A 26,696-nucleotide genomic window follows, 5' to 3' on the forward strand; every position below is an offset into this window, starting at 1 on the left:
TATCTTACAGTTATTAACATCATAAAAGCGTCATAAAGTTGTCACCTAATTGTCATATTATCTGCTCAAAATGCAATTAACCAAAGTACAACACTTGATTCATAGCGTTGTAAATCAAATTGCATCAATGAGAGTAAATCGAATGCGCTTAAATCCACGTCACATCGCAATTGCATTAGCTGTATCTGGGGCAACCGTAGTAACGACTGCAAATGCAGCTCGTGATACGATTCAAATTGCTGGCTCATCCACTGTGTTGCCTTATGCAAGTATCGTTGCAGAAGAGTTTGGTAATACTTTCCCACAATTCAAGGCACCTGTTGTCGGTTCAGGCGGTACAGGCGGTGGCTTGAAACAATTCTGTCAAGGTGTGGGTGACAACACCATCGACATCGCCAATGCTTCACGTAAAATCAAGGATACTGAACTTGATGCGTGTAAGAAAGCTGGCGTAAACCAGGTGCAGGAAATCAAGGTTGGCTATGACGGGATTGTTTTCGCGTCAAACGTAAAAAAAGCGGCGTATAAATTAAAGCCTGTACACGTATTTACTGCAATTGCGGCACAACTTCCATCAAATGGTAAATTGGTTCCAAACCCATATACAACATGGAACCAGATTGACCCATCATTACCGAAAGAGGCAATCACTTTGGTGATTCCTGCATCTAACCACGGTACACGTGAAGTGTTCCAGGAAAAAATGATTGATCTTGGTTGTGAATCATTTGATTATTTCAAGAAGCTTGATAAAGACCAACAGAAGAAAGCATGTTCAAGCTTCCGTAAAGATGGTCGTGTGATTGAGGTTGCGGGTGATTATACTGAAACATTGGCTCGCCTAAAAACCTCTCCAAATGCTGTTGGTGTGTTTGGTCTGGGCTTTTATGACTCAAACCGTGACAAGTTGCGTGTAGCCACTGTAAATGGTGTAACACCATCAGAGAAAACCGTGCTGGATGGTAGCTACCTTGTTTCTCGTCCATTGTTCTTCTACGTGAAAGGCGAGCACTTAAAATCAATCAAAGGTTTAGCTCAGTATTCAGAGTTTTTCCTTAACAAGAAAATTTCTGGTAAAGGTTCTAAACTGGAAAAAGCTGGCCTGATTCCTTTAAGCGACAAAGAGCGTACAAAAATTCTGGCTGATTTTAAAGCTGGTAAATCAGTGAAGTAATATTGTTAAAAGGGAGGCTGGTGAGACTTGGGATCATCAGCCTTTTTATCTAGCTAGGTTTTTTCAAATCATGAAAATTGAGAAAACAGTGGAGATTACATGAATCTGCTACTTATCGGTGTGTTATTGGCCCTTGTGGCAATCGCATATCAAATTGGGCTGAGCAAAAGCCGTAATCTGGCAGGTAAGGGAAGTAACTCTGCAACACTCCATTCTCGTCCAGTATATTATGGGGCGTTGGTGGCTTTGTGGTGTGGTGTTCCTGCTTTTTTAATTTTGATCATTTGGAACTTGGTTGAGCCAAGTGTGCTGCAGCATATTATCTTTAATAATATTCCAGCCTCTGTTAGCGCAACGATGGATGCGGCAGGGCGTGATGTGTTGATTGACCGTGTGCAGGCAATTGCATCGGGTTTTGGGGTCACGGATCAAGCTGCGGCTTATGAAGTTGCTGCTGCACAACAATTAGCAAAATTTCAAACGATAGGGACTTTTGCTAAGTTAGCTGTAGTTATCAGTGTGGCGTTAGCAGGTTTAGTTTGGGCAAAGCGTAAAGTTAGTGAACAATATCGTGCACGAAATCAGGTTGAAAAAACAATTAACGTTGCCTTGATTCTATGTTCTGGTGTTGCGATTTTAACAACTATTGGTATCGTTCTTTCGATGCTCACAGAAGCATTACATTTCTTTAAATTTGTCAGTCCTACTGATTTCTTCTTCGGTACAGAATGGAACCCAGGTTTCAGCACAACAGGAAATGCTGAAGGCAGTTATGGTATTTTGCCATTACTTTGGGGGACATTAATGGTCAGTGGTATCGCATTACTTGTTGCGGTTCCGATTGGCTTAATGATTGCAATTTACTTGGCAGAATATGCATCTCCAAAGCTACGTGCTTGGGCAAAACCAATTATTGAAGTATTAGCAGGTATTCCTACTATTGTTTACGGTGTATTTGCACTTATGGTCATCGGACCATTCTTCAAAATGGTAGGTGAAAGTGTTGGTATTAATATCAATGCGACAAGTGCTTTGACTGCTGGCTTTGTTATGGGAATTATGATTATCCCATTCGTATCATCATTATCAGATGACATCATTACTCAAGTTCCACGTTCACTCCGTGATGGTTCTTTAGGTTTGGGTGCTACAAAATCTGAAACGATTAGACAAGTTGTTTTACCTGCTGCACTTCCTGGTATTACAGGCGCATTTTTACTTGCTGTTTCTCGTGCTGTTGGTGAAACCATGATCGTGGTGCTGGCCGCAGGGAACAGTCCGTTGCTGCATGCCAATCCATTTGAAGCGGTTTCAACCGTGACTGTGACCATTGTGAAACAGTTAACCAGTGATACTGATTTTGCCAGTCCACAGGCATTGGTGGCATTTGCCCTTGGTTTAACCTTGTTTGTGATCACTTTGGGTTTAAACATTATTGCACTGTACATCGTGCGCAAATATCGTGAGCAATACGAATGAGTTCATCAAATACATCTCCTCTGGATCAGAACGTATTTGATCCACAAGTGGCTGCTGAACAACGTGAACAGCGCAAAAGAAAAATCCAAAGTTCTTTGGCAAAGCGCCACCGCAAAGAAAAGGCGTTCCGTTTTGCTGGCTTCTCGGCAGTGGTGATTGGCCTTGCATTTGTTGCCTTGCTGTTTGGTAGTATTCTGGCAAAAGGTCTGCCATCTTTCTGGCAAAGCAGCATAACTGTTCCAGTTTATTTTGACCCAGCGATTATTAATGTTGGTGCAAAACCAAAGCAGACGGCAGGTGAAACCCCCGCGCAGTTTGAAGAGCGTATGGTGGCCTGGCAAACTGAAATGGGTATGGTGGACTGGGATGCCCTGATCGTGAATGGCATCGTTTCAAAAGATAAATCGCTTGAAGATCAGCGTGATTATTTAAGTGGCTTGTACACCAGTTCTGAAGCGTACCGTTTACGTGACATGGTGTTAGCAAATCCAGCCCTGATTGGAAGCAAGCAGGAGATTAAGTTTCTGGCTGATGCCAATGTGGATGTCTGGCTCGCTGGAAATATTGACCGTAACCTGCCTGATGACCAGCAACAGCTTGAGCCAGAAGTGCGCCAGCTTGCAGATAAGTTAAAGGCAGAGGGGATTATTGCCAATACGTTCAATACCAATCTGTTCTTTAGCCCAGATTCACGCAGTTCACCTGCGACCAGTGGTTTGGCTGGGGCATTCATGGGTTCATTGTTCATGATGCTGATTGTCATCATCATCTCGATTCCAATTGGAGTGGCGAGTGCAATCTATCTTGAAGAGTTCGCGCCAAAGAACATGATGACCGACATCATTGAAGTGAACATCAACAACCTGGCAGCAGTTCCATCGATTGTGTTCGGTCTGCTGGGTGCGGTAATCTTTATTGGCTGGATGCAGTTGCCTTTATCTGCGCCACTGGTGGGTGGTTTGGTACTGAGTCTTATGACCTTGCCTACCGTGATTATTACCACGCGCGCCTCATTAAAAGCGGTGCCACCATCGATTCGTCAGGCTGCTCTGGGTCTTGGTGCATCAAAAGTTCAAACCGTTTTTCATCATGTATTGCCACTTGCATTGCCAGGGATTATGACTGGTGCAATCATTGGGATTGCACATGCGTTGGGTGAGACTGCACCATTATTGTTGATTGGTATGAGTGCTTTCGTTGCCAGCATTCCGACCACACCATTGGAACAGGCAACCGCATTGCCAGTACAGGTGTATTTATGGCAGGGTAATGAATTGCGCAATTTCTTTGAGGGGCGTACCGCGGCAGCGATTATTGTGTTGCTTGCCCTCATGATTGGTTTAAACGGCCTTGCAATCTGGCTCCGTAAGAAATTTGAAGTGCGTTGGTAATTGAGGAGAGTACAATGAATACGATTGATATTATGAACGCCGTAGAAAAGGATAAATCAGTGAATCCACAACAAACAGAATTTACGTCATCTGAAGCGCAAGTTCAGCAATCAAATACTGCATTTGTCTCTCAGTTTGAAACGGCTTCTTCAAATAAAAAGCCAAAAACCAGTGAAGTGAAAATCAGTACCAAGGATGTTCATGTTTATTATGGTGAAACTGAAGCAATCAAGGGTATTGACCTGGATATTTACCAGAATGAAGTGATTGCGTTCATTGGTCCATCGGGTTGTGGTAAATCAACATTCCTGCGTACCTTAAACCGTATGAATGATACGATTGATGGCTGTCGTGTGACAGGTAAGGTGACACTGGATAATCAGGACATCTATGATCCTAACCTTGACGTGGTATTGCTGCGCGCACAGGTAGGGATGGTGTTCCAGAAGCCAAACCCATTTCCAAAATCAATTTTTGACAATGTTTCCTATGGCCCGAAATTGCATGGCTTGGCACGTGACAAATATGATCTGGAAGAAATTGTTGAAAATAGTCTGCGTAAAGCGGGTCTGTGGGATGAGGTGAAAGACCGTTTAAGCCAGCCAGGAACAGGTTTGTCTGGCGGCCAGCAACAGCGTTTATGTATTGCGCGTACCATTGCGGTCAGCCCAGAAGTGATCCTGATGGATGAGCCTTGTTCAGCATTGGACCCGATTGCAACCGCTAAAATCGAAGAATTGATTTCTGAATTATCAGAGCAATATACCATTGCAATCGTGACCCACTCCATGCAACAGGCAGCGCGTGTGTCTGATCGTACCGCTTATTTCCATCTGGGTGACCTGATTGAAGTCAACTCGACTGAGAAAGTGTTTACCCAGCCTGACCATCAATTGACTGAAGCCTATATTACAGGGCGTTTTGGTTGATACCATCCCGTATATATCAAAGGGCCTACGGGCTCTTTTTTTTATGATACAGATGAAAATGAATCTATTTTGCAAAAACGCTATTGAATTTTTATTGAACAGACCACATCTTAGAGGCATAAAGACGAACTCAAAGAGCACATATTTTATGTTATTCCATTTACCTAAATTTCCTGCTGAAATTCGTATTAGTCATTTAAATGCGCGTGTGAATGAACAAAGAAAAAAAATTGCGCAAACAACAGCATCCCGTTTGGAATTATTACAACTGGTTCAGCAGCTTGCTAAAGAAGCCAAGGTTCGTAAGAAAAATGACCAGAAAATCTTCGTTTTAGATTTCAAGGGTGATATTCAGGCCTCTGCGGTCGATACCCTGCGTGAAGAGATTACCCTAATTTTGGCAACCGCCAAAGCTGGACATGACCGTGTGATTGTACGTCTGGAAAGCGCAGGTGGAATGGTGCATGGCTATGGTTTGGCTGCGGCTCAATTGGTTCGTTTACGTGATGCGGGTTTTCATGTGACGATTTGTGTTGATAAGGTTGCTGCCAGTGGCGGCTACATGATGGCATGTATTGCCAATGAAATTGTTTCAGCACCGTTTGCCGTGGTGGGTTCAATTGGTGTGGTTGCACAGGTGCCGAACTTTAACCGTTTATTGAAACAGCATAATGTGGACTTTGAACTGTACACCGCTGGTCAATATAAACGCACCGTAACCATGTTTGGTGAAAATACTGCTGAGGGTAAGGCCAAGTTTGAAGAGGAATTACAGCAGACACACGTGCTGTTTAAGCACTTTATTGAAAAATACCGCCCACAACTCAACGTTGAAAAGGTTGCAACAGGTGAGCACTGGTATGGTGAAGATGCACGTGAATTAAATCTGGTGGATAAATTACAGACCTCGGATGAATATTTACTCAGTCTTTTGTCACAACATGATGTCTATGTGATCAATACCCGCAAACGCCCTACATTTGGTGAAAAACTGGGTTTGCAGGCGGCACAAATGGCTGAGACCCTGATTCCAACGGTGATGGGTAAAATCGCTGATAGCCTCGCCAAGGCAAACAGCACCTTGGTTCAGATGCGTGATCCTAAGTTTTAATCAATTTGTCCTGATCAAAGAAAAGCACCTGTTTAAGGTGCTTTTCTTTTGCTTCTGCCTAAATAGAGCAGCCCTGTAAGGATTGATCCGATTGTGGCCAGAAACATATCCTTGTGTGCATCCCACATATCTCCCTGCTGTCCATTATAGTTTTCCGCATCTTCAGGCGACAAGCCAATGGATAGTCCCCATTCGAGCAACTCATAGAGCATACTGGAAGCCATCACAAACTGGATCACCAGCAGGAACAAGGTCAATGGTTTTGCGGTAGGAAACCAGACCTGAAAACAACGGAGAAAAAATGGGTAAAGCAATAATCCATAAGCAAAATGCACCAGTCGATCATACATGTTCCGAGACCAGCCCATCACCTGATTCAGGTCAAAATGAAATAGGGACTTTAACCATTCATTGTAAGGCACATAGGAGTACAAATAATGTGCCGCAACAATATGGATGAAAAGAAAAAGCAGGTACAAACAAAAACTGGAAAAATGCATGCCTATTTTTTTCATGCTGATGATCAGCACAACCAGCATAAACACAGTGCCCACCTGGTGCAGGAGATAGGACTCAAGCTCAAGCGGCTGTATGCTGGCAATCCCTACGGCAAGGGCGATGATCCCAAGCGCAATATAATGTTTTAAGCCAAGTTGTTTTTCAATCATGCCACATCCGAGAAGAAAAAATCATCAGGCAGGGTAATTTATCATTGTTCAGTTGAATCTGGTATTAAAGGTGATGCTGCAACACCGCCAAGCGCCTGACAAGCCTGAAGATAGAGCTGGTACTTTTGTTGTACAACTTCATCGAGTGGAATGTCAAACAGATCCTCGCCATTTTTATACTGTTCAATATATGTGCTGGCTTTGTCCTTGTTTGCGGCAAGTGTCTGTTGATAAAAATTGGTAATGGAAGAAGTCGCAAGCTGACTGGTCTCCACGTTTTTACACTGGAAACGCTGCAAAATTTTTTCAGCACGTTTAACTTCACTTGATTGTCCAAATACACATCCTGTTAATTGGGCAATCACAATCAGCACGAATAAGATCTTCATGATATTTAGAATAAAAATTTTTAAAGATTGTTATTGTATATAGAATTTATTCTGGAAATAAATTAATTATGTCTAACATAAGCAATTAAATGACTTAAATCGTGCGACATAAAATCCAGTTTTTGAGATCAAGCGCATATTTTTTTCTATATATTTGATTTTAATCATGTAATATAATTGAGAAAACAAAAATGAAAAATTTATATAACAATCAGTTTGAGGAGCAGAATGTGAAGATACGCAAGGCGGAAAAAAGGGATGTGAATGAGTGTGTTCCATTTGCTTAAACTTTCTGGGACAGGTTATGCTCATTCTTCATCGAATTAATTCAACATGCTATGCGTAGTCAATCAGCACTTTTATCCTGTTTTATTTTATTTTTCTCTTGTGTCTGTCATGCAGGGGACTATAATTTTTTTACAGCGGTGAATGATGATGCTGAAGAAATTTTTGACTCAGCCTATCCTCAACAAGAGAAAACAGATTATTCAATTTTGCATAACCTGTTTTTTCAGGGTGAGCGCTGGCGTATTTACAATTATACCGCCTATCAAACCAACCAGTTTAACCATAAAATGCTGACAGGTGACACCAGTAACTTATCTCTGGATGATTTTTCAGTTTCATTGGGATATGGCATCATCTACCAACTGAATCCAACCAACCGAATTGGCTATGAATATTTGTCCAGTTTTCCATTTGATCGGGGGCAACTGGTCCGCTTTTTTTGGTTGCGAATATTTTAGACCACCTTTTGATATAAACCTGCGCGTACCAGACCCGCTTTGGTTTCCTTGATTTTTTGCCAACTGGCTGGAAGTTTTAGCTGTGACAAGTCACGGTCTGCCTCAACATAAATATAGGCGTTCGTTCTAATCAAGGGTTCAGCCAACTCGGCAAGCTCTTGCCATAAATCAAGGCTGTAGGGTGGATCAAGAAACACGACATCAAAGCCGCCGTTTAATTTGTTTAATGCCTGCTGCGCGGTTGAGATCATCAACTGACAATTTTCCGCTTTTAATAACTGGATATTATCCTTTAAAAAACGTGCCTGAGTTGGGTTGGGTTCAATCATCACCACTTTTGCTGCGCCACGCGAGAGCGCTTCAAAACCGAGGGCGCCCGAACCACTGCATAGGTCCAGCACCTGTGCATTCTGGATATCCCACATCAGCCAGTTGAACAGGGTTTCACGGACACGGTCAGGCGTTGGCCTTAAACCCTCAATACTGGCAAAGGGTAGGGAGCGCCGTTTCCATTCTCCCCCGATAATGCGTAACTGGTTCTTCATTATTCAGTAATTCCATCAACTGGCTGTGGTGGTGGGGTAACTGCTGGGGCAGGTCTTACTGGAGGTGGTGTTGGCAGTGAGGCTTGCGCCGTTGTTGGTGCAGTGGTATTGCCGCTTGGCAATTCGCCTGGCTTGATGCCTGCTGTCATTAAGCCGCCACTGACCTGATGGTTTGCAGGGCGCAGCGGATTCTTGTTGCGTGTCACTAACCAGTAATCGAAAACTGGGCGCGCCAGTTGCGCTGCGGAACCACCATGCTTACCATTTTCCCATACCACGGCAATCGCAATCTCAGGGTTGTCTGCTGGTGCAAAGCCGACAAATAAACCGTGGTCCCATTGTCTTGAGGATAAGGCCGCTTCATTGTAGCGTTTGCCCTGTGCGATACTCTTGACCTGGGCTGTACCTGTTTTTCCAGCAATTGAATACTGTAGGCCACCTTTAATGCCTCGACCTGTTCCTGTTTGAATCACATCAATCATGGCTGCATGCATATTCAGCCAGTCCTGTTCTGTCCCATTGAACTGAATTTTACCATCAGGGGCATTGTGCACCGTGAATTTTTTTGCACCCTTATTGTCCCGCAACACGTGAGGGGTGACGTGTGACCCTTTGTTCGCTGTAATTGCCGTTGCCATTGCCAGTTGTAATGGTGTTGCGGTAAATGCACCCTGACCAATACTGACCGAAATGGTTTCACCTTTTAACCACTTGGATTTGCGGGTACGCATTTTCCACTCAGGGCTTGGATATAAGCCACTGCTTTCACTTGGCAGGTCAACACCTGTCTTTTCCCCGAAACCAAACTGGCGCATCCAGTCATTCATTTTTTCGATACCCATGCGGTAGGACAGGATATAGAAATAGGTGTCACAGGAGACCACTTCGGCCTTATGCAGGTTGACCGCACCATGTCCCGTTTTTTTATGGTCACGGAAGCGGTGACTGTCACCAGGTAAGTTGAAATAGCCTGGGTCGGAAATCGCAGTTCCCCAGTCAACCAAACCATAATGAATCCCACCTAGTCCAAACATTGGTTTAATGGTTGAACCAGGAGGATAGACACCCTGAACCGCACGGTTATAAAGTGGCTGGTCTAAATTATCGCGTAAACCACTATAGTCTTTCGAACTAATGCCCGTTACGAATAAATTGGGATTGAAGCTGGGACTGGAAACCAGTGCCAGAATTTCACCAGTACGTGGGTCCATGGCCACAATTGCCCCACGGCGGTCCGCCAATTGTTGTGCCGCGACCATCTGGAGGCCATAGTCAATCGACAAATACAGGTCATTGCCGCGAATCGGCGCCTTTCGTCCCAGGTTACGCAGGATATTGCCATGTGCATCGGCCTCTACCGATTCGTAGCCTGGGGTACCATGCAATAATTCTTCGTAGCTTTTTTCCACTCCAATTTTACCAATTAGGTTGGTGCCTGCGTATAAATCCTTGTCAATAGATTTTAGTTCTTTATCATTAATACGGCCCACATAACCCAGCACATGCGCGAAAAGCTCTCCATGCGGGTAATAGCGGGTCATTTGCGTTTCAATCTTTACCCCAGGAAAGGCATATTTCACTTCACTGAATTTGGCAATATCCGCTTCATTCAGGTTTAGCTTGATGGCAATCCGCTCAGTTTTCCGTGCCGTTTTCACCCGACTCTTAAAGCGTTCAACGTCTTCTTCCGTTAGGCCCAGTACAGGAATCAGGCGGTTGATTGTGTCATCTATATCGCTGACATCCGCACGGCTGAGCGTGGCGGTAAACACGGGATAGTTGTCGGCCAAAAGCACGCCATTGCGGTCATAAATATAACCACGGGCAGGGGCTAGTGGTTGCAGGCGGATTCGGTTCTTGTCGGAGGCGGTGGTGAAGTCGTCATAGTGCACAATCTGCAAATAGGCATAGCGGCAGATCAGGATGAGCAGACAGATCACGACAATAAAGATTGCAAAAAAGATTCGACCCTTGTAAATGCGCTTTTCTTGTTGCATGTTTTTTAAAGGAAAGTGCTGTTTCATACGGTGTCGACTTAATTACGAAATAAAAGAATGGAGCGATTGGCTATTTTAACGTAAGTTGAATGATCATACTGTAGAATTTTCAGTACTTCATGCAAACGTGGTGCGACAATTTTTGACTTTGCAGACATTAAAATTGTATGGTCTTGTATATTAGGAGCAAAATAATTCTGTTAAAGTCACAAACTGTTTGAAATAGGACACACTCTTAGGGAAAGTGGAGAAAATAATGAAAAAAATTTACCTTTTGCTGGCGGTTTTAACATCTACGGGTTTGGTTCACGCTGGGGAAAATCCATTTAAGCCTGAACCTAAACTAAAGGATGCAAAAGTTTCAACCTGGAATATTGGGGCTGGTGTAACCAAAAAATTATTACACGCCAACCTTGAATGGGTAAATCCATACGGGATTGCTTATGCGAAAGCGGGTGCGTTTTTAAACGATGATAATGAGGCGGGCGGTCAGGTTGGCTTCCGTTATCCATATTACCTGACAGGCACAGATAAAAACGGATATTACGTTGGGCTGTATGCAGGTCATCTGGACAGTAAAAATTATGGTGGAAAAGTAAAGGCGAATTTGGGTGTAGGGGCTGATATGGCCTTTGTGTGGTTGAATAATGAACGGATTAGCACATTCAGTGTGGGTGCGGGCGTACGTGAACCATTGAAAGGGGCAGATGGGAAGACTGTTAAAAAAGCAGAACCTGTGCTTCAGTTTTCATACACCTTAAGTTTTGGTTTGTAGGAGAGTGCAAGCTGTTCATCTATAGGCCATAATGTATCAATAACTTTGAGAGTCATGCATGTTTGATTACGTCAATGAATTGTGGCAGATTTTCTTAAATCGACCTGACCATCTGGCAGTCTTAAGTATCATTCCAGTGACTGCCTTTGTAACATGGGCACACGTGTGGATGGCTTTGAAAATGGTGTTTTACCCAATTAATTTCTGGGGATTCCATTTAGGACCATTACCTGTAGGTTGGCAAGGGATTGTGCCACGTAAGGCAGGACGTATTTCAGGCATTATTACTGACAATACCCTATCAAAATTAGGTTCATTGCGAGAGTTTCTGGAAGCGATGGACCCTGAGGACATGGCAAACATCATTGGTGAGCAGGTTGGTTTTGAACTTGAACACCTGATTGATGAGGTTATGCTTGACCGTAATGCGGTGCTGTGGGAAAACCTGCCTTATTCAATTAAGCGCCGTATTTATGCACAGGCGCATAAACAGTTGCCAAATACCCTAAAGGAACTGGTGACTGAGCTGACCATGAATGTTGAGTCACTGGTTGACATGCGTGAAATGGTGGTGAGCCAGATGGAGGGTGACCGCCGTTTGATGGTGCGGATGTTCCTGAAAGTGGGCCAAAAGGAAATTAACTTTATTTGGCATATCAGTGCGCTGATTGGGATGTTCTTTGGTGTGTTCCAGATGATTGTCTGGTTTGTGGTGCCTTGGCACTGGACTGTTCCGTTCTGGGCCGCCATCTGGGGTTTTCTGACCAACTGGATTGCGATCTGGATGGTGTTCAACCCAATCGAACCCCATTATATCCGCTATCCACAGATTTTCCGTTTCACCAAAGACCGTAAGTTCCCGTGGATTGTGCCTGTGTTGAAGATTGGCACCTATAATGTTCAGGGTGCATTCATGAAGCGTCAGGAAGAGGTTTCTGATGTGTTTGCCAGTGTGGTGACCGAAGACCTGATTACCCTAAAATCCATCATGACTGAAATGATGTATGGTAGTAAAAAGGACAAGACCCGCCGTATTGTCAAGCGTCATATCAATGAAATTATGGAAACGCCACTGGTGCGTACATCATTGCAGCTTTCACTTGGCCCTAGGGAATATGCTAGACTCAAGACTGACTTGATTGATCGCTCAATTGAAATTACTATGGGTCCAGTATGTGACCCAGCTCTGAATGCAAGTCGTGCGCAGAAGATCTTTCAAATGTTTAGAGACCGCATCCGTGAACTAACGCCGAAAGAATTCCAGAATTTATTGCGACCTGCGTTCCAAGAAGATGAGTGGATCCTAATTTTATTGGGTGGTGTAACTGGTTTCATTGCTGGTTTAATCCACTTATTTGTTGCTTTCTTATAATTAATTTGATGTTGGTTGAGCAATAAATCTGTATCATATTGCTCAATTTAAGATTTATTGTTTTTAAATGAGGATGTTCTTTTATGCGCATTATTTTACTCGGACCACCTGGGGCAGGTAAAGGTACTCAAGCTCAGTTGATCTGTAAGCGCTACAATATCCCACAAATTTCAACCGGTGATATGCTCCGCGCTGCAATTCGTGAAGGTACTGAACTAGGCTTAAAGGCGAAAAGCGTCATGGAGTCAGGTGGTTTGGTTTCAGACGAATTGATTATTGGTTTGGTTAAGGAGCGTATTGCCCAGCCTGACTGTGAAAATGGTTGTATTTTTGACGGTTTCCCACGTACGATTCCACAGGCTGAGGCTCTGGAAACTGCGGGTATCAGCATTGACCATGTGATCGAAATTGATGTGCCTGACGAAGAAATCGTTCAGCGTCTTTCTGGTCGTCGTCAGCACCCAGCGTCTGGTCGTATTTACCACCTGGTTTACAATCCGCCAAAAGTGGAAGGTAAGGATGACGAAACAGGTGAGGAGCTGGTACAGCGTCCAGATGATCAGGAAGAGACCATTCGTAAGCGTCTTGCGTCTTACCATAGCGAAACTGAGCAACTGGTTGATTTCTATCAGAGGCGTGCCGCTTCTGGTGAGAATGCACCGACTTATAATAAGTTGAATGGTCTGCGTGCCATCGATGATGTACAAAAAGACCTGTTTGCGATTCTGGATAAATAACCTGAATTGCGAATGATGAAAGGGCTCTGAATAGGGCTCTTTTTATTTGGGAGAAAGCTTGTGCTAAAAGTGGTTCTTATTTTGGTTGTGATCTTAAGTTTGGCTTTACTCTTGTTTCTGGCGTACCAGAGCCAAAAAATGCTGCGCCATGTGCAAAAACAGCAGGCACTGGAAAATCGGCAGAATGGAAAATCGCGTCAGCTACATCCAAAATTGCGGCAGGATAAAAGACCTCAGGATTAACTGAGGTCTTTTGTTGCAATGGATTTGCTTGCACCAAACTCAAAGCGGTCAGGCCAGTTGCAGACATCTGCAACCACACATTCAAAACATTTCGGCTTACGCGCGATACAGCAATAACGGCCATGTAGAATTAGCCAGTGATGGGCATCCAAAATAAATTCTTTGGGGATCACCTTAACCAGACGATGCTCAACCTCTAACACATTCTTTCCAACAGCTAAACCTGTACGATTTCCCACTCGAAAAATATGGGTGTCCACCGCCATAGTCGGCTGCCCAAATGCAGTATTCAGCACCACATTTGCTGTTTTACGGCCTACGCCTGGCAGCGCTTCAAGCTGTTGACGTGTTTCGGGTACTTGTCCCTGGTATTGATCAAGCAAAATCTGGCAGGTTTTAATGACATTTTCAGCCTTGGCATTATAGAGCCCAATGGTCTTGATATATGCCTTGAGTCCCTCGACACCAAGATCAAGGATGGCCTGGGCTGTATTTGCCACAGGATAGAGTTTATCGGTTGCCTTATTGACGCTGACATCGGTTGCCTGTGCCGAAAGCATCACCGCAATCAGCAGTTCAAATGGCGATGAATAGTTCAGCTCTGTACGGGGATCAGGGCGCTGTTCACGTAAGCGTTCAAAGAAAACCTGAATTTGCTTTTTGGTCATATTTTTAACGGGCATTTAGACTTCCTGCAATTCATTTAAACGTTGCTGTAGGCTAAGCAGTTGCACCTGTTTCTGTTCATCAGCCCGTACGCTTAACTGTTTCTCCAGTTTCTTGATCTGGGTGCGGATTTTAGCCAGTTCAATCGTGGTTTTTGCATCAATTGGGGCGCTTTCTTTGGGCTTGTCTGCCAGTGTAATCACAGGCACATTATTGAGTGCCTGGGAGAACTGGGCAAACAAATCGGTATCGATTTCAGCCCGTACAATCGGACCTTTACGATTCAGGCGGCGTTTTTCTTCACGCTGGATATGGGCATAGTAACGATGCCTTAATTCATCCTGTTCCTTAACGCGCTGTTCTCGGGTTGGCAGTGGCTTGATGTCGGCAACCAGGTCAATACAGTCAACTGGACAAGGTGGGATGCATAGTTCACAGCCTGTACACAGATCTGCCAGCACCGTATGCATGAGTTTGCCACTGCCGATGATGGCATCTACAGGACATGCGCTGATACATTTGGTGCATCCAATACATTCATCTTCACGGATCACCGCTTTCATTTGCTGTGGGCGACCATCTGCCTGTATTTCCCAGACACTGGGTTCGGCAGTCAATTGTGGGCGCTGTAACAGTGCGGCAAGCGCATCCGCAACAGGCTGTCCGCCTGGAACACATTTGTTCGCATCTTCACCCTCGGCAATGGACTGTGCGTAGGGTAAACATCCATCACGATGCCCACATAAACCACACTGTGTCTGTGGTAAAAGCTGGTCTATCTGGACAATCAGGGAATGTGGTGGGGGCAGGGACATAACAACAGGGGAAACAAAATGGGACGGAATAGTATAACAAAAAATAGATGGTGTTGGCGGTGAACATCTGGAAACAACAGTTGGCTTAAAGTGTTGGATTTTGACAAAAAATGGTGCGAATATTGCACTTTAACCAAGTAATCCTAAAATAAATCATATCTTTCTTGTTTTGTTTAATTAATTGAAATTCTTTAATATATTAAATAATGCACTAAAATGATACATGGTATTTTTTATAGGAATGTTCGTTATTTTTTCTTTTTAAATATTTGATTTATAAAAATTAAAAATAATATGATTGAAAAAAATATTGTGAATTAAAAAAAATAAGTATTAAATAGGTGCGTTAAACTATTTTGGTGCGTTTTTTTTGCACTTTTATGAATCATTCGACTTGAGGGTCAAACATTGAAATACAGTAGCCTAAGCGACTTCCTGGATTATGTTAAAGCTCGTGATCCACATCAACCAGAGTTTCTGCAAGCTGTGGAAGAGGTAATGATGAGTTTATGGCCTTTCATTGAGAAGAACCCCAAGTACGCTCAATATGGTCTATTAGAGCGTTTGGTTGAACCTGAACGGGTGATTCAGTTCCGTGTTTCATGGATGGATGATCAGGGTGAAACCCATGTGAACCGCGCGTTTCGTGTGCAGTACAATTCGGCAATTGGGCCATTTAAAGGGGGAATGCGTTTTCACCCTTCAGTGAACCTGTCTATCCTGAAGTTTTTGGGTTTTGAGCAAACCTTTAAAAATGCACTGACCACACTGCCAATGGGTGGGGGCAAGGGTGGCTCTGATTTTGACCCCAAAGGAAAGTCTGATGCCGAGATTATGCGTTTTTGTCAGGCCTTGATGCTTGAGTTGTACCGTCATTTAGGATCAAACACTGATATTCCAGCAGGAGATATTGGTGTGGGTGGTCGTGAGGTTGGTTATATGACGGGCATGATGAAAAAGCTCAGCAATGACACCTCTTGTGTATTTACAGGCAAGGGGATCTCGTTTGGTGGTTCGTTGGCGCGTCCAGAGGCAACGGGTTACGGTACGGTTTACTTTGCCGAAGAAATGCTGAAAACTCGTGGCGACAGTTTCGCGGGTAAAACGGTTTCCATCTCTGGTTCAGGCAATGTGGCGCAATATGCGGCAGAAAAGGCCATGTTCCTGGGTGCAAAAGTGGTGACCCTGTCTGATTCAAATGGTACGGTCTATTTGAAGAACGGTTTTAGCAAGGCGCTTCTGGATGAAGTGATGGAACTGAAAAACGTAAAACGTGGTCGTATTTCAGAGTTTGCCTCTAAACATGATTTTGAATATTTTGAGGGTAAAACACCTTGGCACATTCGTGCTGATATTGCCTTGCCATGTGCGACACAAAATGAGTTGAATGGTGAAGATGCTGAAATTCTTTTGGCCAATGGGGTCATCTGTGTGGCTGAAGGTGCGAATATGCCATCGACACTAGATGCGGTGGAGAAGTTTGTTGAGGCAAAAATCCTCTATGCGCCAGGTAAAGCCTCTAACGCGGGTGGTGTGGCAACGTCAGGTCTGGAAATGTCGCAGAACGCCAATCGTTTGGGTTGGTCATTTGAGGAAGTGGATGAGCGCCTGCATGCGATCATGAAAGAAATCCATCGCAACTGTGTGAAATATGGTACGCAGGAAGATGGAAGCATCAATTATGTGGATGGTGCCAATATTGCTGGATTTGTAAAAGTGGCTGACGCAATTCTAGGTCAGGGCATTTATTAAAAATTCCTCTTTAATAAAGAAAGACTTTTCATAAAAAATCCGATGTTAAAAGTATCGGATTTTTTATTTATGGTATGGGTTTATGGTTTTTTCACCAACTCTTGCTCAACCACCATATCTAATACATCTGCCTGACTGGACTGGTCCGCGGCTGGGTTTTTAATTTCAAAACGCTTCACACGTACAATAACACGCTGCTCTGGATTGTGTTTAAAGCCCTCGATTTGACCATAGTACAATGACCAGTCTTTGTGCGCGTAGGTTTTGATGCCTTTGTCATCATATTTAATTTCACGAACCTGCATGCAGGTCATTGGCGTGACCCCGACACAAGATTTGGTTTCAGGTGAAATTTCCAGAAAAACCGTTTTACCCTCAGACTGGTATTTCGCTTCAGGTGTCATTGTGCCAATGAACGTGTATTTCTGGCCTTTGGTGTCGCTAATGACTAGACTTGGTTGATCAGGATTGCTGGTATTTACATCAAACGAGATTTCACGCTTTTGCAGAAGATCAGCGGCAAATTGTTCCTGCTTCATCAATGCAGGTTCGCATGCCATTTCAGTAGAAAACATATCACCTGTAATGATTAAATCATTTTCAACTTTCCATGTGGTCCCTTGACGGTTACAGCCTGAATCTACAGATAAGCGGTCTTTACTAAAGCTAAGAACGATCGGTTTTTTGGTGTCAGCAGGCTGATATGACCAAGTATATTCTGTGAGGTTTTTTACGGCTGTTGTATTTATTTGTGTAATTACGCTGTCAGTTATATTTTGTGCTGATTGGCAGGCTATTAGGGAAAGTGGAAGTAAGGCAAGAACTAAATATTTGATTTTCATGTTCAAAATGACAGTAAATAAATAACAGTGTTAAGCTTAAAGTATTCTTAAAAAAGAGCATGTAGTACGTTTAGGTATTCAGTTTGCTAAATGTATTTATTTGTAATATTCCAGCAATTATGGCCTTATGGATGGGACGATGATGACCGTCCCTTTTTACGATATGAAATTTTAATCAAACCGATAAATATCCATGCCCAGTGAACCCATTGAAAAACTGCTATGTACGATCGTAAAACGATGACCTGTCCCCATCGCAAAAAACAGTGGGGCAAAATGTTCAAGTGTGGGATGGTTGCGCTGGACATAGGGTAATGATGGCCAATCCAGCACCGCATCATAGTTCTGGTGGGTCAATTTGCTCACCACTGCATTTCTGAATGTACTGGCCCAGCTCGGCACATCTGTAGGGTTGTGCCATGATAGCTCAGCCAGATTGTGGGTGATACTGCCTGAACCAATCAACAGGATTTGTTGATCACGTAATGGTGCAAGCGTTTGCCCGATTTTGTAAATTTCATCCGCATTCATGTGAATTGGCAGGGAAATTTCAATCACAGGAATATCTGCCTCTGGATACATATGTAACAACGGCATCCATACGCCGTGATCGCGTGGACGGGTGCTGTTTGCGTGGGCCGCAATATCTGCTTCTGCAAATAAACTCAGTATTTCCTCGGCCAACTTTGGCGCGCCTGCCGCAGGGTAATGAATCTGATAGAGTTCAGGTGGGAAGCCGCGAAAGTCGTGCCAGGTTTGTGGTCGAGTGGAGGTGCTGACTTCCAGCGCCTGACTTTCCCAATGCGCTGACATCACCACAATGGCCTTGGGCTTTGGCAGATTGCTGCTTAGGCGATATAGGGCAGGACCAACCTGCTCAGGATCAAGTGCGAGCATTGGCGAACCATGAGAGATAAATAACCCTGGTAAAGTTTGCAAGTTCATAACAGCGCACCTGATTGGAGAGACCTGATTATCGTGACAAATTCTTTAAAGGAATGACAGTAGCTAAACTTCAACATATTGTTCTAAAATCAGAACAAGTATAGCGCTATGCCCGATGATAAGGATGGTTATGGTTAATGCTCATCGCACGATACAGTTGTTCAATAAGCAAGATACGCACCATGGGATGGGGCATGGTGAGCTTGGACAATGACCAGTGCCAGGCCGCTGCCTGACGTACCGCTTCGGAATGGCCATCTGGGCCACCAATGGCAAGTGCGATGTCGTTGCCCTCTAGCATCCATTGCTTCATGGTATCTGCCAGCTTTTCAGTGCTGAGTTCGCGCCCGCCTACTTCTAAAGCGATCAATGTCTCATTTGGCTTGAGGGCATTCAAAATACTTTCACCCTCAATTTGACAGTATTTTAGGATATCTGCCTCAGAGTCATTTTTCCCACGTTTCGCCATAGGCAGCTCAATCACCTGAGTCTGTACAAAGGGCTGGATACGTTTGAAGTAATCTTCAAAGCCAGTGAGTACCCAGGCAGGCATTTTTTGACCAATGGTGAGAATACGAATTTTCATAGGATTGTTTAAATCGATAGATTCAGCACATTATAAATGCTGCTGGTTGTCATGGGATGGTGCAAACGGTTTATCTTGTCATAAAAGATACAAAATAGCGGATTATTCTCTCCATAAAAAACGCAGCTCAACATGCGTATGAGCTGCGATCAAAGTGCCATCTGTCTGGAGTTCAGATGGCACTAAAATGAGTTCATGAGTCAAGTTTGGCCTTTGTTTTGTCGACTCCATTTCATTATGCAATATACTGGTTATTTTTCAACCAAAATATGTAACAAAAAAAGAGAGCCGAAGCTCTCTTTAATTTTTTCAAGGATTAGTGACGTGCAGCCTTTGCTTCTTCCACTGGTTTTACAATCGGTGTTTTCGGCAAAGGTTTTGGTGTATCCGTCAAAGCCAAAGGCAGGATTTCATCAATGCTTTTCACAGCTTTGATTTCTAAACCTTCTTTCACATTTTCTGGAATCTCAGCCAAGTCACGGACGTTATCCTGTGGAATGAAGACCAGCTTGATTCCACCACGGTGTGCCGCAAGAAGCTTTTCTTTCAAGCCACCAATACGCATCGCACGGCCGCCAAGACTTGTTTCACCTGTCATGGCAATGTCTGGACGAATCGGAATACCTGTAAATGCCGATACAAGGGCAGTGGTCAGTGCCAAACCAGCCGATGGGCCATCTTTTGGTGTTGCACCTTCAGGTAAGTGAACATGGACATCAGTTTCATCGAAACGAGATGATTCAATTCCCAATTCATCCGCACGTGTACGAACCACGGTCATTGCTGCGGTAATTGATTCTTTCATTACATCACCGAGTGAACCTGTGGTAATGAATTTACCTTTACCTTTTACGGCTGCAACTTCAATGGTCAGTAACTCACCACCCACCGAAGTCCACGCCAGACCATTGACACGACCCACTTGCGCTTCATCCTCAGCAACACCAAAGTCAAACTTGTGTGGACCCAGATATTCTGGAAGATTTGCAGAAGTCACATCAACCTGTAGGTTTTTAGACTTCTTGCTCACCGCCTCTTTTACAACTTTACGTGCAATTTTAGACACTTCACGTTCAAGGCTACGCACACCAGCTTCACGTGTATAACGTTGTACGATGTCGCGAATGGCTTCTTCATGAACAGTCAGTTCTTTTGCACGTAGGCCATTATTCTTAATCGCTTTTGGAACAAGGTAGCGCTCAGCAATATTCACTTTTTCATCTTCGGTATAACCAGGAAGACGAATCACCTCCATACGGTCCAGCAAGGCCTCAGGAATATTCATGCTGTTGGCAGTACAAATGAACATCACTTCAGAAAGGTCAAGATCAAGATCTAAATAGTGATCGTTAAACTTGTTGTTTTGCGATGGATCAAGCACTTCAAGCAAGGCAGAAGCAGGATCGCCACGGTAGTCTTGTGCCATCTTATCGATTTCGTCGAGTAAGAACAGAGGGTTCTTCACGCCAACTTTTGTTAAAGACTGTACAATTTTACCTGGCATCGCACCGATATAGGTACGACGGTGACCACGGATTTCAGCTTCGTCACGTACGCCACCGAGGGCCATGCGGACAAACTCACGACCTGTCGCTTTCGCTACTGATTCCCCAAGAGAAGTTTTTCCTACACCTGGAGGGCCGACTAAACACAAGATTGGCCCGCGGAGTTTTTTCACACGCGACTGAACCGCCAGATACTCAACAATACGATCTTTGACGTCATCTAAGCCGTAGTGATCTTCATCAAGAATCTCTTGTGCTTTGGCCAAGTTAATGCTGACTTTGCTCGCCTTATTCCAAGGCGTATCTAAAATGACTTCTAGATAGTTACGAACAACGGCTGCTTCACTGGATGCAGGTTGCATTGCCTTGAGTTTACGGAACTCAGCTTCAGCTTTTTTACGTACGTGCTCAGGCAAATCTGCTTCAGCAAGACGTTTCTCGATTTCCGCAACGTCATCCTCAGCACCGCCATTCATGTCGGAAAGCTCACGCTGAATAACTTTCATTTTTTCATTTAGAAAGTATTCACGCTGGTTCTTTTCCATTTGACGTTTAACACTGTCATGTAACGTTTGTTCAATTTGCTGTTCAGCAGATTGATTCACCAAATAGCTCATCAACTCTTGCAAATGCGCTTCAAACTCGTCGTGCTCTAAAAACTTTTGTTTCACTTCAATGTTTAAAGGCACACGGGTCGCAACGAAGAACATCAGTTGTAACAGGTCTTCGATTTTATTAGCTGCTGCAACAAGCTCACGTGCATTGCGTAATTTCGCTTCAGCATATTGAGCGAATAGGGTACGTAATTCGTTTAAGCGAGTTGCTTGAGCTTCCTCATCCAATAGTAATGTAATTGGACTGAGACTGTGCTCGGCAGTCAAGTATTCTTCACCATCAATAATGCGCTCTAATTTAGAACGATGCAGACCTTCAATCAGTACTTTAATGCAGTTTTCATCATTTTCATGATTGACGACCTGTACGATTTTAGCCACGGTTCCATATTGATAGAGGTTATCGTGATCAATTTCTTCTGTAAGCGAATCTTTTTGCGCAACTACAAATACTAAATTGTCACCGTTACGAGCCACATCCACTGCATTGATCGATTTTTCACGACCCACAAATAGCGCAATTTGCATGTGTGGATAGACCACAACATCACGTAATGCTAATAGTGGTAATACACTTGGAACCTGTGGCTCTAAGCTTGATTCATTATTTAAAATATATTCAGACATGGGCACTCCTAATGAGTGACAACGGTGTTGCCATGTTTTTATAGTGAAGTGCATTTTTAAAATTACAAGGGTTTTAATTTATAAAATATGAAAAAAAGACTAAATTACTCAAGATTGGCGGTTAAAATTAATAAAATTAGCTATTTATCGTTTGAAATAATAAAAATTTTGAGGGGTTAATAATCCATCAATGGGTTGATCCCATTTTTGTCTGAATAAAGGTTCATTTATATATTGAAAGGAATGGGCGAGTCCCAGCCGAAAAGGACGATGTGGGGCAGTTGCTAAAGTACGGTCATAAAATCCACCTCCCATGCCGATTCTTGTTCCAAGCTGGTCACAGGCCAATAAAGGCATAATCAGTAAATCCAGGGTGGAAACATGCTGCCCACGCGTTGCCATTGGTTCTTTCATACCGAGAGGATGCTTTGAAAAACGTTTATTTAAATATTGATTGGAGCTGATTTTTACCCAAACCAGATTTTGGTTCATATTACAGATCGTGGGCAGATAGACCTGCTTGTTTTTTTGAAAACAGAACTGGATGATTTTTCGGGTATGCACTTCACCAAAGGCATGTAGATATAGGCCAACTTTTTGGGCTGACTTGAACTGTGGCAAATATCTGAGTCGATTTAAAACCTGTTGTTCAGCTTTCTTTTGTTCATAAGGAGAAAGTCGCTTTCTTTTTAGGCGAAGTTGTTTTCTTAATGGGTTTAAAAGCTGGTTCATGACATTTGAAATGATTTTATTTATAGGGGGAATAATACTCGATTTTCTAGAAAAGTTCCTGAATATGGTTGAGGTGTAATGGTAGATTTATCAGCAGTCGCCGTAAAACCACGCACTTTAGGGGGTGGATATAAGGCGACAAAGTTGCTACAATCAATCAGCCATTAAATTAAACCATCTACAAAAAACAGGCAAGACAAGTATAAATTGCGAGTACGCAGTGTCTTGACTGGTAGATGGTATTCCATACACACTCTCAAACTAGCTCGTGTCAACAGACAATCTTAACGGTAGCGTTAGTTTGAAATAAGAATCTTAGATGCAAAGTGTGAATTGCAAGGCGGTAGCCAACTCTAAGATTTGCGGTGGGGCTTCACCGTCTAGTTGTAGGAATCCCCTCGGTTTAGCGAGGGGAGGAAGTCAATGTTGCAATGGCTTTGTTGCACAAAGATTTGAAATGCAAAGGGCCCCTAATTGAGCTAAATTTAAGGCGTAACTTGGGTAAGTGGTCGACCTAATTCCGTAAATCTGTTAAGGACTGCTACACGTGCATGGATTTCATTCACTTGGCTATCAAAACTCCTTGCACTGAGTTTATCTCCTAATAATTTGATGCAATGCATCTTAGTTTCAACCAAACTTCGACGATGATAGCCTGACCATTTTTTCCATAGTGTCCTGCCTAAACGTTTAACTGTTCGAAGTAATTCATTTCGCTCTAGCGAGCTAAGCTTTGTATTTTTCCATTGTTTCGCATTTTTTCTAGGTGGAATCACCGCATGCGCTTGCCGATCTGCAATGACCTGACGGCATTGCTTGGTGTCATAAGCTCCATCGGTATAAACAGAGTCAATTCGCTCATCTTGTGGAATCTGATTAAGTAAATCACCAAATATCTGTGAATCACTGACATTATTGGTTGTGAGCTGAACTGCTCGTATTTGCAGGGTTTTGGCATCTATACCAATATGAAGTTTACGCCATTGGCGACGATATTCAGGTCCATGTTTCTTGCGTTTCCATTCGCCCTCACCTAGAAACTTCATGCCTGTAGAGTCCATGAGCAGATGCAGCCCATCGCTACTTTTTTGGTAGCTGATTGCAATATCAATATGCTTTTGTCTTCTACAAAGCGTGGTGTAATCTGATGCTGTCCCATTTAATCCGCACAGTTTAATCAGACTTTGCACAAAGCCAGTGACCATACGTAAAGACAGACGGAATAAGGATTTAATCACTAAAAGCAGCATTGGATGGCTGCATCGGAGTAGATTTGATTGCGTCCTTGTTTGCCTTTTGATGGAGCATGCCATTGCGTAGCAGGATCAAACCAAATGGCAATATTTCCGCGACTCATGAGTGCTCGGTTATATGCGGGCCAATTGGTTGTGCGGTAGATTTTGTGTGTAGGCTTCTTCATTTGAAAATTATATCGCTGAAAAACCCTTTACAGATAGGTTTGTGCAACAAAGCCGATACAAATAAAAGTTTTCATGCAAGTATTTGTGTCATAAATAAAAATAATGATTTGGAAGTTAAATATATCGAACCTGGAAAATCCAAATGTGGTTAACATACTTTACAAAATCACGGTTCATCATTCGATCTCAACTATAGTTAAAAACGCAAGTGAGCCTTTAAAAAATAGCTTCTACTCCAAAAATCTGACAGTCATGCCTTTGCGAACAATTTTAGATAAATTATTTGCGTCCCAATTGGTCAATCGAATACACCCATGCGAAGCTGTTTTAGAAATTAAAGCGGGGTTGGGTGTCCCATGAATTCCAAAAGAAGGTCGAGATAAACCAATCCAAATATTTCCAACTGGATTATTCGGTCCGGGCGGTAAACTAAGAGGTTTAAGATTTTTGCCTTGAATAAAATTCTTAGGGTTATAGCTGTAGTGTGGATTTGGCACAATGCTCCCAATCACATGAGTGCCAGATGGTGAGGGATTATCTTCACTACCAATGGTTGCAGGAAAAGAAGCAATCATCTTATTTTGTTGATCAAGCAAATATAATTGTTTTGAGCCTTTGTGCGCGATAATCATTTTTATATTTTTTGGCAACGTGTTTTTCACATTTGCCACAATAATCTTTTCACCAACTTTATTAAAAGTTGCACCTGAATTTATTTTTTGTAAAAACAATTCATCCATATGAAACTTTTCACCCAGCATCTCAGTCACGCGAGTGTAATACAAACCTCGCATCTTTGATTGTTCAGCATAATCTACAGGAATAGATTGAGCATAAGGCCCCTTCAAGTCTTGTGCAGTAATCGTGTATTCAATAAATGTTGGTTGGGTTGTATCTTCATTTAAAAGATGCCAAGTATTTGCGTCTAAGATTCCATCACCGCTTAGACCCTTCATAATTTGAAAAGCTGAAATCGCTTTAACAGTATTTAAGCCCAATGAACCATCAATCGCCCCTGAAGATGAATAGTGGCGACTCAACAGGACTTGTAACTTTGCGTAAACAGGAAGATAGCCTTTTTCAAGATTGTCTGACCATTCAGCTTTATTTAGATTATCTAAAGACCATGTGCTGGGTTGATTTAACAATGCCAAATTGTTCTGATCATTAGTTGAAATACTAAGTAGACTGTGCGGTTCTAGTGCGTTTGCATAAGTTGAAAAAATACAGATATTACTCAAGCAAATAATTAAGAAACGACTCAACATAGTAGCTAATCCCAAGGTAAAACGATTTATCAAAATGACAAAACCAATAGTTTAAATAAAGTTAAATAAATGCGCCTTTGTAATAATTTTAGTTAAAAAAATGCCAACTTAAGAAGGTAAATGTATATGGACTGTAACACTAATATTGTATATTAATTAACTAAACTAGGATAATTTCGTGTCCGCGCTAAATAAATTTAGCCATATAGGCATAAATAATTGATATGGCTAAACATTTAAATTGAGGTAAAGTTATAAATGAATACAACAGTAAAAGTAATCTCGGTTGACGGTGATGTTTGGCGCTTTTCCAATACAAATAAAAAATTAATTCTAAAAAAAGGGGCAAAACTTCAGGCAAAGGATGTGTTGCATCTTTCTGAAGAAAGCAATGTCGTATTGCAGCTTTCAAATGGTCGTGTAGTCGAAATACACGGCAAAGATTTAATCAATAACGATGGTAATTTCAGTCTTAATTCCTTACTGGTCGAGTCAAATTCAGATATCGACAAAATTGTAAATTTTGCAAAATCATTTCAGCAAATGAATGAATCTGAACAACAAAATGATGTTGTTCGCTTAGACGACGGTCGCGTATTCAAAAAAGAGGGTAAGGACTACGTTGAAATTGCAGGGGAGTCTTTTGAGGGCGATCCTGATGTTACCCAAGGTGGGCATCGTTTTGTTCAACTGACACGGGCAGGTGAAACATCTGTCGCTGATGGTATCAAACCATTAATGTTGAACCGGGTGGTAGATAATATTCCGCCTTTAGGAATTCAATACCCAATATTATCTTCAGTTATTAAGCCATTTGAACATGGTTTGGGTGGTGGTAGCTGGACACCTTTGTCTCCATTTGCACCTACACCAAACACACCACCTGTTGCAAGCGATGACACGTACAACACCGCATTCAACACGCCAGTGACCTTAAACCCATTGGCAAATGATACCGATGCAGATGGTGGCACCCTGACCATCACGGCAATCAATGGTGTGGCTTTAACGCCAGGCACCGCCCAACAAATCAACACCCCGAACGGTGTGGTGAACATTGATGCCCAAGGCAACATTACCTTCACGCCGAACTCGGGCTTTACTGGACAAGAAAGCTTTAACTACACCATCAGCGATGGCCAGGGCGGTACCTCAACTGCAACAGAAATCATTAACGTTGCAGCAGCACCAAACACGCCAAACGATGACCGTCCGACGGCAATAGTGAATAGTGACAGCAAATACGAAGGTAATACGCTGGTACATGATGTAGCGTTAAGCAATGCAAGTGACACAGCGACTGATATCGTAGTGAAGCTGACACCAAACGGTACCAATGCAATCGAAAGCAGTGACATATCGCAAGT

General features: G+C 43.0%; 23 protein-coding genes and 2 pseudogenes. 12 read left to right on the forward strand and 13 right to left on the reverse strand.

The window, feature by feature from the left end:
- Positions 1 to 142 precede the first annotated feature (142 nt).
- From F973_RS01355 to sohB, 5 genes are all read left to right on the forward strand, one after another.
- A complete protein-coding gene (locus tag F973_RS01355) occupies positions 143 to 1,174 on the forward strand; it encodes a substrate-binding domain-containing protein (protein ID WP_004759221.1) in 1,032 nt (343 codons plus the stop codon).
- Positions 1,175 to 1,273: 99 nt separating this feature from the next.
- The gene (gene pstC / locus F973_RS01360) at positions 1,274 to 2,653 is read left to right on the forward strand and encodes a phosphate ABC transporter permease subunit PstC (protein WP_004759224.1); all 1,380 of its coding nucleotides are present in this window, start codon (positions 1,274 to 1,276) and stop codon (positions 2,651 to 2,653) included.
- Positions 2,650 to 4,044, forward strand: a complete 1,395-nt coding sequence (pstA, locus tag F973_RS01365) for a phosphate ABC transporter permease PstA (protein ID WP_004759225.1) — start codon at positions 2,650 to 2,652, stop codon at positions 4,042 to 4,044. The genes pstC and pstA overlap by 4 nt, the downstream gene beginning before the upstream one ends.
- 14 nt (positions 4,045 to 4,058) lie before the next feature.
- The gene (gene pstB, locus F973_RS01370; protein ID WP_004759226.1) at positions 4,059 to 4,973 is read left to right on the forward strand and encodes a phosphate ABC transporter ATP-binding protein PstB; all 915 of its coding nucleotides are present in this window, start codon (positions 4,059 to 4,061) and stop codon (positions 4,971 to 4,973) included.
- Between the two features lie 148 nt (positions 4,974 to 5,121).
- Positions 5,122 to 6,084, forward strand: a complete 963-nt coding sequence (sohB, locus tag F973_RS01375) for a protease SohB (protein WP_004759229.1) — start codon at positions 5,122 to 5,124, stop codon at positions 6,082 to 6,084.
- Positions 6,085 to 6,116: 32 nt separating this feature from the next.
- On the opposite strand, the gene F973_RS01380 is transcribed toward sohB, so the two are convergent.
- Both F973_RS01380 and F973_RS01385 read right to left on the reverse strand, forming a co-directional pair.
- Positions 6,117 to 6,752: a DUF2238 domain-containing protein gene (locus F973_RS01380; protein WP_004759231.1), complete on the reverse strand. Its 636-nt coding sequence runs from the start codon at positions 6,750 to 6,752 to the stop codon at positions 6,117 to 6,119.
- A gap of 41 nt (positions 6,753 to 6,793) precedes the next feature.
- On the reverse strand, positions 6,794 to 7,141 hold the full coding sequence (locus tag F973_RS01385) for a hypothetical protein (protein WP_004681322.1): 348 nt from the start codon (positions 7,139 to 7,141) through the stop codon (positions 6,794 to 6,796).
- Between the two features lie 338 nt (positions 7,142 to 7,479).
- Between F973_RS01385 and F973_RS01390 the strand changes: the two genes are divergently transcribed.
- Complete coding sequence (locus F973_RS01390; protein ID WP_004759234.1) at positions 7,480 to 7,887, forward strand: hypothetical protein; 408 nt, start codon at positions 7,480 to 7,482, stop codon at positions 7,885 to 7,887.
- Here the strand turns inward: F973_RS01390 and rsmD are convergent.
- Positions 7,884 to 8,432, reverse strand: coding sequence for a 16S rRNA (guanine(966)-N(2))-methyltransferase RsmD (gene rsmD, locus F973_RS01395; protein ID WP_004759236.1), 549 nt, complete (start codon positions 8,430 to 8,432; stop codon positions 7,884 to 7,886). The genes F973_RS01390 and rsmD overlap by 4 nt on opposite strands.
- Positions 8,432 to 10,456, reverse strand: a complete 2,025-nt coding sequence (gene mrdA, locus F973_RS01400; RefSeq protein ID WP_004759238.1) for a penicillin-binding protein 2 — start codon at positions 10,454 to 10,456, stop codon at positions 8,432 to 8,434. The genes rsmD and mrdA overlap by 1 nt, the downstream gene beginning before the upstream one ends.
- A 229-nt stretch (positions 10,457 to 10,685) precedes the next feature.
- Here mrdA and F973_RS01405 point away from each other — a divergent pair, with 229 nt between their 5' ends.
- The 4 genes from F973_RS01405 to F973_RS01420 all read left to right on the forward strand — a co-directional run bounded on the left by F973_RS01405 (position 10,686) and on the right by F973_RS01420 (position 13,556).
- Positions 10,686 to 11,204 carry a hypothetical protein gene (locus tag F973_RS01405; RefSeq protein ID WP_004675864.1) on the forward strand — a complete coding sequence of 173 codons (519 nt, stop codon included), beginning with the start codon at positions 10,686 to 10,688 and terminating at the stop codon, positions 11,202 to 11,204.
- Positions 11,205 to 11,262: 58 nt separating this feature from the next.
- Complete coding sequence (locus tag F973_RS01410) at positions 11,263 to 12,576, forward strand: DUF445 domain-containing protein (protein ID WP_004759240.1); 1,314 nt, start codon at positions 11,263 to 11,265, stop codon at positions 12,574 to 12,576.
- 83 nt (positions 12,577 to 12,659) lie between these two features.
- Positions 12,660 to 13,313: an adenylate kinase gene (gene adk, locus F973_RS01415; protein WP_004675860.1), complete on the forward strand. Its 654-nt coding sequence runs from the start codon at positions 12,660 to 12,662 to the stop codon at positions 13,311 to 13,313.
- A gap of 60 nt (positions 13,314 to 13,373) precedes the next feature.
- Positions 13,374 to 13,556 (forward strand): hypothetical protein, encoded by a 183-nt coding sequence (locus F973_RS01420; protein WP_004759242.1) that lies wholly within the window; start codon positions 13,374 to 13,376, stop codon positions 13,554 to 13,556.
- Here the strand turns inward: F973_RS01420 and nth are convergent.
- Positions 13,553 to 14,239, reverse strand: coding sequence for an endonuclease III (nth, locus tag F973_RS01425; protein ID WP_004759244.1), 687 nt, complete (start codon positions 14,237 to 14,239; stop codon positions 13,553 to 13,555). The two genes, F973_RS01420 and nth, sit on opposite strands and share 4 nt — an antisense overlap.
- Positions 14,240 to 15,037 (reverse strand): RnfABCDGE type electron transport complex subunit B, encoded by a 798-nt coding sequence (locus tag F973_RS01430; protein WP_004759245.1) that lies wholly within the window; start codon positions 15,035 to 15,037, stop codon positions 14,240 to 14,242.
- Between the two features lie 384 nt (positions 15,038 to 15,421).
- On the opposite strand from F973_RS01430, the gene gdhA reads away from it, so the two are divergent.
- Positions 15,422 to 16,789 (forward strand): NADP-specific glutamate dehydrogenase, encoded by a 1,368-nt coding sequence (gene gdhA / locus F973_RS01435; protein WP_409724882.1) that lies wholly within the window; start codon positions 15,422 to 15,424, stop codon positions 16,787 to 16,789.
- 80 nt (positions 16,790 to 16,869) lie between these two features.
- On the opposite strand, the pseudogene F973_RS01440 reads toward gdhA, so the two are convergent.
- From F973_RS01440 to F973_RS01470, 7 genes and pseudogenes are all read right to left on the reverse strand, one after another.
- Positions 16,870 to 17,538: pseudogene (locus F973_RS01440) on the reverse strand (DUF4377 domain-containing protein); the annotation flags it as partial.
- A gap of 264 nt (positions 17,539 to 17,802) precedes the next feature.
- Positions 17,803 to 18,576: a DODA-type extradiol aromatic ring-opening family dioxygenase gene (locus tag F973_RS01445; RefSeq protein ID WP_004759251.1), complete on the reverse strand. Its 774-nt coding sequence runs from the start codon at positions 18,574 to 18,576 to the stop codon at positions 17,803 to 17,805.
- A 106-nt stretch (positions 18,577 to 18,682) separates the two neighbouring features.
- Positions 18,683 to 19,162 (reverse strand): 23S rRNA (pseudouridine(1915)-N(3))-methyltransferase RlmH, encoded by a 480-nt coding sequence (rlmH, locus tag F973_RS01450; RefSeq protein ID WP_004681298.1) that lies wholly within the window; start codon positions 19,160 to 19,162, stop codon positions 18,683 to 18,685.
- A gap of 316 nt (positions 19,163 to 19,478) precedes the next feature.
- Positions 19,479 to 21,908 carry an endopeptidase La gene (gene lon / locus F973_RS01455; RefSeq protein ID WP_004759254.1) on the reverse strand — a complete coding sequence of 810 codons (2,430 nt, stop codon included), beginning with the start codon at positions 21,906 to 21,908 and terminating at the stop codon, positions 19,479 to 19,481.
- Positions 21,909 to 22,052: 144 nt separating this feature from the next.
- Positions 22,053 to 22,640, reverse strand: a complete 588-nt coding sequence (locus F973_RS01460; RefSeq protein ID WP_004759255.1) for a 5-formyltetrahydrofolate cyclo-ligase — start codon at positions 22,638 to 22,640, stop codon at positions 22,053 to 22,055.
- Positions 22,641 to 23,125: 485 nt separating this feature from the next.
- Positions 23,126 to 24,060, reverse strand: a pseudogene (locus F973_RS01465) (IS5 family transposase).
- A gap of 231 nt (positions 24,061 to 24,291) precedes the next feature.
- Positions 24,292 to 25,329 carry a L,D-transpeptidase family protein gene (locus F973_RS01470; protein ID WP_004759259.1) on the reverse strand — a complete coding sequence of 346 codons (1,038 nt, stop codon included), beginning with the start codon at positions 25,327 to 25,329 and terminating at the stop codon, positions 24,292 to 24,294.
- Positions 25,330 to 25,587: 258 nt separating this feature from the next.
- Between F973_RS01470 and F973_RS01475 the strand changes: the two genes are divergently transcribed.
- The coding region (locus tag F973_RS01475; RefSeq protein ID WP_004759260.1) for an Ig-like domain-containing protein at positions 25,588 to 26,696 on the forward strand (1,109 nt) is incomplete at its 3' end.

This window comes from Acinetobacter sp. CIP 102129 (assembly GCF_000368305.1).
Classification (GTDB): Bacteria; Pseudomonadota; Gammaproteobacteria; order Pseudomonadales; family Moraxellaceae; genus Acinetobacter; species Acinetobacter parvus.

Bases quoted from the DNA above. Each gene is read 5' to 3' on its own strand.
- F973_RS01355 (WP_004759221.1), top strand. From the start codon at position 143: ATGCGCTTAAATCCACGTCACATCGCAATTGCATTAGCTGTATCTGGG.
- pstC (WP_004759224.1), top strand. From the start codon at position 1,274: ATGAATCTGCTACTTATCGGTGTGTTATTGGCCCTTGTGGCAATCGCA.
- pstA (WP_004759225.1), top strand. From the start codon at position 2,650: ATGAGTTCATCAAATACATCTCCTCTGGATCAGAACGTATTTGATCCA.
- pstB (WP_004759226.1), top strand. From the start codon at position 4,059: ATGAATACGATTGATATTATGAACGCCGTAGAAAAGGATAAATCAGTG.
- sohB (WP_004759229.1), top strand. From the start codon at position 5,122: ATGTTATTCCATTTACCTAAATTTCCTGCTGAAATTCGTATTAGTCAT.
- F973_RS01380 (WP_004759231.1), bottom strand. From the start codon at position 6,752: ATGATTGAAAAACAACTTGGCTTAAAACATTATATTGCGCTTGGGATC.
- F973_RS01385 (WP_004681322.1), bottom strand. From the start codon at position 7,141: ATGAAGATCTTATTCGTGCTGATTGTGATTGCCCAATTAACAGGATGT.
- F973_RS01390 (WP_004759234.1), top strand. From the start codon at position 7,480: ATGCGTAGTCAATCAGCACTTTTATCCTGTTTTATTTTATTTTTCTCT.
- rsmD (WP_004759236.1), bottom strand. From the start codon at position 8,432: ATGAAGAACCAGTTACGCATTATCGGGGGAGAATGGAAACGGCGCTCC.
- mrdA (WP_004759238.1), bottom strand. From the start codon at position 10,456: ATGAAACAGCACTTTCCTTTAAAAAACATGCAACAAGAAAAGCGCATT.
- F973_RS01405 (WP_004675864.1), top strand. From the start codon at position 10,686: ATGAAAAAAATTTACCTTTTGCTGGCGGTTTTAACATCTACGGGTTTG.
- F973_RS01410 (WP_004759240.1), top strand. From the start codon at position 11,263: ATGTTTGATTACGTCAATGAATTGTGGCAGATTTTCTTAAATCGACCT.
- adk (WP_004675860.1), top strand. From the start codon at position 12,660: ATGCGCATTATTTTACTCGGACCACCTGGGGCAGGTAAAGGTACTCAA.
- nth (WP_004759244.1), bottom strand. From the start codon at position 14,239: ATGCCCGTTAAAAATATGACCAAAAAGCAAATTCAGGTTTTCTTTGAA.
- F973_RS01430 (WP_004759245.1), bottom strand. From the start codon at position 15,037: ATGTCCCTGCCCCCACCACATTCCCTGATTGTCCAGATAGACCAGCTT.
- F973_RS01445 (WP_004759251.1), bottom strand. From the start codon at position 18,576: ATGAACTTGCAAACTTTACCAGGGTTATTTATCTCTCATGGTTCGCCA.
- rlmH (WP_004681298.1), bottom strand. From the start codon at position 19,162: ATGAAAATTCGTATTCTCACCATTGGTCAAAAAATGCCTGCCTGGGTA.
- lon (WP_004759254.1), bottom strand. From the start codon at position 21,908: ATGTCTGAATATATTTTAAATAATGAATCAAGCTTAGAGCCACAGGTT.
- F973_RS01460 (WP_004759255.1), bottom strand. From the start codon at position 22,640: ATGAACCAGCTTTTAAACCCATTAAGAAAACAACTTCGCCTAAAAAGA.
- F973_RS01470 (WP_004759259.1), bottom strand. From the start codon at position 25,329: ATGTTGAGTCGTTTCTTAATTATTTGCTTGAGTAATATCTGTATTTTT.